This is a genomic window from Vibrio sp. Evd11 (assembly GCF_900382755.1).
GTDB lineage: Bacteria > Pseudomonadota > Gammaproteobacteria > Enterobacterales > Vibrionaceae > Vibrio > Vibrio lentus.
In genome coordinates, this window is the sequence record NZ_OSDX01000002.1 from 171663 (window position 1) to 179507 (window position 7845).

A 7845-nucleotide genomic window follows, 5' to 3' on the forward strand; every position below is an offset into this window, starting at 1 on the left:
TAAGTCGATCAATACTATTCGTTCTTTAAGTGCTTACAGCAGATGTTTATCTAAAAACGTCTTCAGCATAGAGTTAACAAACTCTGGTTGCTCAAGCGAGCTAATATGGCCAGCACCAGGAATGACCACTAACTCACTGCCCGTAATGCAATCGTGCATTAGATATGACTCCAGTGCCGGACGTGGCTTATCTTCTTGTCCAACCGCAATCAAAACTGGCAGTGCAAAGTTCTCTACCGCTTCAATCATGTCACGACGCCCAAACACCATTCGACCGATTCGAGCCACTTCTTCAGCGTTCTCCCCCTTAAGAGCTGATAATTTCTGAGTAAAGCCTTCCACTAAAGTTGGCGTGTTTGTTTGAGCATCATTTGCAAAGAACAATGGAACAACCGCTTCAACAATCGGCTGAGGAACCATCTTGGTTTGAGTAATGGTGTCTAACATGCTGAAGTATTTAGCATGAGCAACTTCTGGTTCTAAACCAACAAAGGTATCCATTAGAACCAAAGACTTGATACGTGCAGGTGCAAGTTCCGCTAACTCGGTTCCCCACATACCGCCAACCGATAGGCCAACAACGGAAAACTCTTCGATTTCTAAATGATCAAGTAGATCCAAAATGTGTTGAGCGTAATCTTTTAAGTTGCGCATCGAGCTCGGCGCGGCTTGTGATTCACCATGAGACCAAAGCTCTGGAACAATACAGCGATACTGAGTTTTTAATGCATCGATCTGCGGCTTCCACATTGCACTGTCCCAAAGGTAGCTATGGCCTAATACAACAACAGGGCCTTGACCTTCATCTAGGTACGCCATCGATTGATTGTCTACTGTGAACTTGTTCATTTTCTTCCCTAATCTCTATCAGCAATTATTTATCGACATACAGTCGGTAAGCTAGGATATAAAAACGGCCGCACTCAGCGACCGTTTATCGAAATACTATGGTTTATTCTGCGCTTAGCTTTTGTTGATCGACTGTTTCTCGTTGAACGATTGCTACTGGTTAAGCAATTGGCTCTAGTTGGTCAATTGGCCAACGCGGCGTGGCATGAACAGACAAATCAGCCGTTTCACCATTTTTTAGGCGTTGCATACCCGCATAAGCGATCATAGCACCGTTATCTGTACAGAACTCAGTTCGCGGGTAGTAAACCTCGCCTCCGATTTTCTTCGCTAGCGCTTCAAGCTCAATACGTAGCTGTTTGTTGGCACTTACGCCACCAGCAATCACGATACGTTTCATGCCTGTTTCCGCCAAGGCACGCTTACATTTAATTACCAAGGTCGCACAAACGGCTTCTTGGAAAGCGTAAGCGATATCAGCACGTGTCTGATCGTCGTTGTCATTCGCACGAATTGTATTTGCCGCGAACGTTTTCAGGCCAGAAAAGCTCATATCTAGCCCAGGGCGATCGGTCATAGGACGTGGGAACTTAAAACGACCCGGAGTCCCTTTTTCTGCGAGTCGAGATAGCAGTGGACCACCTGGGTAATCTAAGCCCATCAGCTTCGCGGTTTTATCAAACGCTTCACCCGCCGCATCATCAATCGATTCACCAAGGATTCGATACTCGCCGATGCCTTTCACTTCTACCATCATGGTATGTCCGCCAGAAACCAACAGAGCTACAAATGGGAATGGTGGCGGGTTATCTTCTAGCATAGGAGCAAGAAGGTGACCTTCCATGTGGTGAACAGGTACAGCTGGTACACCCCAAGCATAAGCGATACTGCGACCAATGGTTGCACCAACCAGTAGAGCACCAACTAAACCAGGTCCAGCAGTGTAAGCCACACCATCAATGTCTTTTGACGTAAGATTAGCTTCAGCCAATGCCGCTTTAATCAGTGGGATGGTCTTTTTTACGTGGTCACGCGACGCTAGTTCAGGTACCACGCCACCGTAATCGGCGTGCAGCTTTACTTGGCTGTATAATTGATGAGAAAGCAGCCCTTGCTCATCATCATAAATTGCGATTCCTGTTTCATCACAAGAGGTTTCAATACCAATAATGCGCATAATTTTCTCGGCACGCTTTCGTCTAAAATGGGAAATTAGCGCAATATTACCCTGCCTAAGCTCTTCAAACAAATATTGTACAGACTATAATCGACAAAGTGCTTTACAAAGCCACTGTGATCGGATTAAAATTCCGCACCATTTTTGATCAAGCTGGTTAATGGCCAAACGCGAATAGAGAGTTAGCTCGATGGGTAACTTCTCTGATTTGGTACTGAGTAACCAGCGATAATGAATAACCCCTGAGGTGAAAGGCATATGCCAATAGTTAAAGTACGTGAAAACGAACCGTTCGACGTTGCACTACGTCGTTTCAAGCGCTCTTGTGAAAAAGCAGGTATCCTTTCTGAAGTGCGTCGTCGTGAGCATTACGAAAAGCCAACTACAGTTCGCAAACGCGCTAAAGCAGCAGCTCAAAAGCGTCACGCTAAAAAGCTAGCTCGCGAAAACGCACGTCGCGTTCGTCTGTACTAATAACTTAATCCATAAGGACTGAGTTATGGCTCTTATTGAACAACTCAAAGAAGAGCAAAAATTAGCGATGAAAGCCAAGGACAAACCGCGCCTTGGCACTATCCGCTTAGCTCTTTCAGCAATTAAGCAACGTGAAGTTGACGAACGGATCACTCTGAACGACGACGACATAATTGCTATATTGGTTAAAATGGTTAAGCAACGTCGCGATTCTGTTGCTCAATATGAATCAGCAAATCGTCAAGATCTTGCTGACGTGGAAAAAGCAGAAATTACTGTACTTGAAGGCTTTATGCCTCAACCGTTAACTGAAGAAGAAGTTGTTGCACTACTTGATAGCGCAATCGCGGAAGCTCAACCAGCGGGCATGCAAGACATGGGTAAAGTAATGGCTATCTTGAAACCACAAATTCAAGGGCGTGCAGATATGGGAAAAGTTAGTGGTTTAGTTCGTTCTAAACTCGCTTAATCCCAAATCAAATTGCAACAAGCCGTGCAATCCTTCGGAACGCACGGCTTGTTTGTATCTGTAACCTATTCAAACTATTATTATCCACACTCTCAGTTAGTGCATTTTTCTAAGGTTTTATGGCAGGACACATCCCGCGTAGTTTCATCGATGATCTCCTAGCGCGTCTCGACATTGTCGATATTGTGGACGCACGCGTGAAACTTAAGAAAAAAGGCAAAAACTATGGTGCTTGTTGTCCATTTCACAACGAGAAGACCCCTTCTTTTAGCGTAAGCCAAGAAAAACAGTTTTATCACTGCTTTGGTTGTGGCGTGCATGGCAATGCCATCGACTTCATTATGGAGTTCGAACGTCTCGACTTTGTTGAAGCCATTGAAGAACTTGCCTCATTTTTAGGCCTTGATGTTCCTAGAGAACAGCGCAGCGGTGAAATATCCACGGCACCAAGAGCCAACAGCGAACAAAAACGTAACCTCTACGATTTGATGGGCGGCATCAGTAATTTTTACCGCTCTCAACTGAAAATCTCAGCTAACAAGCCTGCGATTGATTACCTAAAGAATCGTGGACTGTCTGGTGAAATCGTACAGAAGTTTGGCATTGGCTACGTCGCTGATGAATGGGACTTGGTTCGTAAGAACTTTGGGCAACAAAAAGAAGCCCAAGACATGCTCGTTACTGGCGGCATGTTGATAGAAAACGATAAAGGCAACCGATACGACCGATTCCGTGGGCGTGTCATGTTCCCGATTCGCGATCGTCGCGGTCGAGTAATTGGTTTTGGTGGTCGTGTCTTAGAAGACGGCACACCCAAATACCTGAACTCACCAGAAACGCCTATCTTCCATAAAGGCAAAGAGCTTTACGGCCTTTATGAAGTGCTGCAAGCCTACCGTGAACCGCCGCAAATACTTGTGGTTGAAGGTTACATGGATGTCGTGGCATTAGCGCAATATGGTGTTGATTACTCAGTGGCATCACTGGGCACCTCGACAACCGGTGACCACGTTCAAATGTTGTTCCGCCAAACCAGCACAGTGGTTTGTTGTTACGACGGTGACCGAGCAGGTAAAGAAGCGGCGTGGCGCGCACTCGAAAATGCGCTTGAATACCTGAAAACAGGTAACACGCTCAAGTTTCTATTTTTACCCGACGGCGAAGACCCAGATAGCTATATAAGAGAGAATGGCCAAGAGGCCTTCGAACAACTGGTACAGAATGCGACACCGCTTTCTACTTACTTGTTCGATAATCTTATTGAGATACACAAGTTGAACTTGGGAACAACCGAAGGGAAGTCGGCACTGCGAGCACACGCCAGCGCCTTGATTAACAAAATCCCTGACAGTTACTTCCAAGAACTGCTCGAAAAATTATTGGATGAGCGTACTGGATTTGATAACCAACTGAGACGAGCTCGAGTTCATACTAAGAACCCGACGCCTCAGCCGCATAAAGAGCTGAAACGCACTCCAATGCGAGAAGTTATCGCTTTGCTTATCCAAAATCCGAGCTATGCTGATATGGTACCGGATTTATCAAGTGTCAAAGGCTTACAGTTGCCTGGACTAAGTTTATTCGTCGAAGTACTTGATAAATGCCACGCGCATCCCCATATCAACACAGGCCAATTATTAGAGCATTGGCGACACAATAAACACGAGGCCCTTCTGTCTCGTCTCGCGAGCTGGGAAATCCCCCTCGACGAAGACAATCAAGAAGACATATTTTTAGACTCATTGGACAATATACTTGCCCAGTGCGTTGAAAAACAAATTGAAAACCTGCAGGCCAAAGCAAGAAGCGTCGGTTTATCAGCCGAAGAAAAAAGGGAGCTACTAGCTTTAATGCTAGATCTAAAAGCGTAACCCTGTTTGATTAGTCAGCATTTAATAAATTTGTTAACATAATTGGTTTGCATTTGAGAATGCAACGTCCTTCACCAGACCTGAAGTTGGATATCATCTATGGATCAAAATCCGCAGTCACAGCTTAAATTACTTGTTATTAAAGGCAAGGAACAAGGCTATCTGACCTACGCCGAAGTAAACGACCACCTACCTGCAGAAATCGTGGATTCTGAACAGGTAGAAGACATCATTCAAATGATCAACGACATGGGTATCAAGGTAGTAGAAACTGCACCTGACGCTGATGATCTAGCTCTTAATGATGACGATGCTAATATAGATGAAGATGCAGCTGAAGCTGCTGCTGCTGCGCTTTCAAGCGTAGAAAGCGAGATTGGCCGTACTACTGACCCAGTTCGCATGTACATGCGTGAAATGGGTACGGTTGAGCTACTGACTCGTGAAGGCGAGATCGACATTGCGAAGCGCATTGAAGATGGTATCAATACCGTTCAACTATCTGTTGCTGAATACCCAGGTACCATTCCATACATCTTGGAACAGTTTGACCGCGTACTCGCTGAAGAGATTCGCTTAACAGACCTAATCAATGGCTTTGTTGACCCAGACGACGATGGCACAGCTGCGCCAACGGCGACTCACATCGGTTCAGAACTTGCTAAAACTGATCTAGAAGACGAAGACAAAGAAGAAGCAGAAGACGACGAGGAAGAAGAAGAGGAAGATACAGGTATTGATCCTGAGCTTGCTCTTGAGAAGTTCACAGCACTTCGCACTAGCTACCAAAACCGTCAACTAGCAATCAATGAATACGGCCACGAAAGCCCGAAAGCAACACTTGCAACGACAATGATGCAAGACGTATTCAAAGAGTTCCGTCTAACGCCAAAACAGTTTGATTACCTGGTAAACGAACTGCGCACTTCGATGGATCGCGTACGTACTCAAGAACGCCTAATCATGCGTCAAACGGTTGAGTACGGCAAAATGCCGAAGAAATCTTTCATTGCTCTATTTACGGGTAATGAATCTAGCGAAGCATGGTTGGACGAAGTATTAGCTTCAGACAAGCCATACGCAGAAAAGATCAAACGTAACGAGCACGACATCCGTCGCTCAATCCAAAAACTGGATATGATCGAGAAAGAGACATCTCTTACTGTTCAAAGCATTAAAGATATCAGCCGTCGTATGTCTATCGGTGAAGCGAAAGCTCGTCGTGCGAAGAAAGAGATGGTTGAAGCGAACTTACGTCTAGTAATCTCGATTGCTAAAAAGTACACAAACCGTGGTCTACAATTCCTGGATCTAATCCAAGAAGGTAACATCGGTCTGATGAAAGCTGTAGATAAGTTTGAATACCGTCGTGGTTACAAATTCTCTACTTACGCTACTTGGTGGATCCGTCAAGCAATCACTCGTTCGATTGCCGACCAAGCTCGTACTATCCGTATTCCGGTTCACATGATCGAAACGATCAACAAACTAAACCGTATCTCTCGTCAAATGCTACAAGAGATGGGTCGTGAACCACTTCCGGAAGAACTGGCTGAGCGCATGCAAATGCCTGAAGACAAGATCCGTAAAGTACTGAAAATCGCTAAAGAGCCAATCTCAATGGAGACACCAATCGGTGACGACGAAGATTCGCACCTAGGTGATTTCATCGAGGATACAACTCTAGAACTGCCTTTAGACTCTGCAACGGCAACAAGCCTACGCGGCGCAACTAAAGACGTTCTTGCAGGCCTAACACCTCGTGAAGCGAAAGTACTGCGTATGCGTTTCGGTATCGACATGAACACTGACCACACTCTTGAAGAGGTTGGTAAACAGTTCGACGTTACTCGTGAGCGTATCCGTCAGATCGAAGCAAAAGCACTGCGTAAACTTCGTCACCCAAGCCGCTCAGAAACTCTGCGTAGCTTCCTAGACGAGTAATTACATGCTTTAGTGTGGTTAGCTTTTAAGCATAAAATAGAAAAGGTGAGCGTTGGCTCACCTTTTTTGTGCCTGCGTGATTTAAGTGGCTAAGATGTAAGCGGAATTGCCCCTTATAGTGTCTAGACACCAATGAATGGTTCCCCTATAATCTATGCCCTACGGCCCCTTAGCTCAGTGGTTAGAGCGCACGACTCATAATCGTTCGGTCATCCGTTCAAATCGGATAGGGGCCACCAAATTCCGATAAGGCTCATGAAGAAATTCATGGGCCTTTATCTTTTCTAGTCCTTTCCATATCCGGTCTTCGATTACTTCCTGTAAGCACGATTCCATTAGCGCCAGTGAAACACTCCACCTAATCACCATAGAACCCGTAAATCTATCTCAGACTGATATCAACCATCAGTAACCTCTCTTATCTGTACAACACGATTCTGCGCTAAATACATACCACTCAACACCAGAGTAGACCCCCAGAAAAACTTCCCGACTAAGCCAACAAAAATATAACCAACATTCCGTTCCATTAGCTGAAGTTAATTAATAATAGATATAAATGAGATACCTAAATGGAGTTCTAGCTGAGATCAGTCAGGAGACTCAGCACCGAAGATTAGAACCAGATGACTGTTGAACAATGATGACCAATTACCCTCAGTGGTAATTGGTCTGATATCTCTTAAGTGATTAAGGTTAGTCGTCAGCAACAGTGAACCACAGAGCAAGAAACGAATGCTAATCACTGGACTGGTATTCATACTTGAATCGGTAATCTCAACGCTAGGAGTGGTTCTAGGGCGAATGTCGTATGCGTTAGGGCGAGAAGTTGGGCTAGCGAATGGTTTAGCGGAATCAGATGGAAATCTAGCGTGGGTGTCCCGTCGACGACGACGGCAATAGACCTAAAATCAGGGTGAAAGACCGGACTAGGACCGGACCGACGACGCCGTCAACAAAACCTAGGGAAAGTAATTACTGAAGAAGTCAGGTAGAGCAAGGGCTAGAGAGAGATTACAGGGCCAGTCTAGAGAGACCGACCCAGCGACTTAGGATTTTAG

At 45.3% G+C, this 7845-nt stretch carries 6 protein-coding genes and 1 tRNA gene; 5 read left to right on the top strand and 2 right to left on the bottom strand.

All coding sequences use genetic code 11. The features are described from left to right. Window positions 1–33: 33 nt before the first annotated feature. The gene (locus ED652_RS01550; protein WP_122053270.1) at window positions 34–849 is read right to left on the bottom strand and encodes an alpha/beta fold hydrolase; all 816 of its coding nucleotides are present in this window, start codon (window positions 847–849) and stop codon (window positions 34–36) included. Between the two features lie 160 nt (window positions 850–1009). Next, window positions 1010–2026 (bottom strand): tRNA (adenosine(37)-N6)-threonylcarbamoyltransferase complex transferase subunit TsaD, encoded by a 1017-nt coding sequence (gene tsaD / locus ED652_RS01555; RefSeq protein WP_010434613.1) that lies wholly within the window; start codon window positions 2024–2026, stop codon window positions 1010–1012. Between the two features lie 258 nt (window positions 2027–2284). Here tsaD and rpsU point away from each other — a divergent pair, with 258 nt between their 5' ends. The 5 genes from rpsU to ED652_RS01580 all read left to right on the top strand — a co-directional run bounded on the left by rpsU (window position 2285) and on the right by ED652_RS01580 (window position 7023). Then, window positions 2285–2500, top strand: coding sequence for a 30S ribosomal protein S21 (gene rpsU / locus ED652_RS01560; RefSeq protein ID WP_004396009.1), 216 nt, complete (start codon window positions 2285–2287; stop codon window positions 2498–2500). Window positions 2501–2525: 25 nt separating this feature from the next. Then, a complete protein-coding gene (locus ED652_RS01565) occupies window positions 2526–2969 on the top strand; it encodes a GatB/YqeY domain-containing protein (protein WP_017106852.1) in 444 nt (147 codons plus the stop codon). A gap of 119 nt (window positions 2970–3088) precedes the next feature. Continuing rightward, window positions 3089–4840 carry a DNA primase gene (dnaG, locus tag ED652_RS01570; protein ID WP_017102947.1) on the top strand — a complete coding sequence of 584 codons (1752 nt, stop codon included), beginning with the start codon at window positions 3089–3091 and terminating at the stop codon, window positions 4838–4840. A 99-nt stretch (window positions 4841–4939) separates the two neighbouring features. Next, window positions 4940–6784 carry an RNA polymerase sigma factor RpoD gene (rpoD, locus tag ED652_RS01575; protein ID WP_122053271.1) on the top strand — a complete coding sequence of 615 codons (1845 nt, stop codon included), beginning with the start codon at window positions 4940–4942 and terminating at the stop codon, window positions 6782–6784. Between the two features lie 163 nt (window positions 6785–6947). Next, a tRNA-Ile gene (locus ED652_RS01580) sits at window positions 6948–7023 on the top strand. Window positions 7024–7845 lie beyond the last annotated feature (822 nt).